This is a genomic window from Helicobacter cinaedi CCUG 18818 = ATCC BAA-847 (assembly GCF_000155475.1).
Taxonomy (GTDB): Bacteria; Campylobacterota; Campylobacteria; order Campylobacterales; family Helicobacteraceae; genus Helicobacter_C; species Helicobacter_C cinaedi.
The window spans coordinates 1-898 of sequence record NZ_DS990418.1; the positions used below are offsets into that span (position 1 = coordinate 1).

Annotated in this window: 1 protein-coding gene and 1 pseudogene; both read right to left on the reverse strand. The window is 27.8% G+C overall.

Annotated elements, in window-relative coordinates; genetic code table 11:
* A pseudogene (locus tag HCCG_RS11365) lies at positions 1-198 on the reverse strand (hypothetical protein); the annotation flags it as partial.
* 3 nt (positions 199-201) lie between these two features.
* Positions 202-898 (reverse strand): hypothetical protein (locus HCCG_RS11370; RefSeq protein ID WP_230197968.1); only part of this gene is annotated, 697 nt, incomplete at its 5' end.

Consider the following 898-nt stretch of genomic DNA (forward strand, 5'->3'; position numbering starts at 1 on the left):
GCACATTATAACTTCTGCAAAAGGAATACGATTATATGTATCTTTAGAATCATAAAGTTTAAGATTATTATTTGGATTATAGGGAGCATTGGGGTTAGAATCTATAATGCCAGCCTTAACATCAAATCCTTTATTACTAGAGTTAGGTAAGCCTATTTTAATACCTGCTGTGTTGGATTCATTGCTATCGTGATTCATTATTTATTCCTCAACAAAACAAACAAAAAGCGTGTTAAAGCTTATAAATTGAGTATCAATACCTTTAGATTCTAATGCTATTTTACTCTTTGTCCTTATAAAATCCCATATTTCATAAATTTTCCTATCATTCTTTAAGTAAAAATTTAGAAAATGTAAGCGATAAATATTTTTTCGCCTATACCAACCTTTTGCGTTAAATGGAGCAATAAACATTTCGTTGTGATTATATAAAACAAAAACTTGATATTCCCCTATGCTTACTTCTACTTCTCCAAATTTAAAAAATTTTTTTTGGATTCCAAATAGCTTTCTGCGCTCAAAACCTATACCGCTGTTTGTAACATAAAAGCGCACCATTCCAAATAAAATATTATAAATCTGATAAATAGTAAATCCAAAAAATATACTCCATAAAATTTTAACTAGCAATGTTGTAAAAATATCTGTAAATACCCCTATACACAAAAGAATTACACATAATGCAAGAATTATTATATGAGTAAATGTATTGAAAAAATAATATTTGGATTTTACCTCATACACAATCTCATCGCCCTTAGAATCTAACTTTATATTCTCTTGGTTTTTAGTGTCGTTGATTTCTTTAGATTCTGTGTTTGTAATAGATTCTCTTTTAGAAGCTAACTTCTTAGATTCTATATTGCTTTTTAGATTTTTGCTCATTAAACTATCTCCA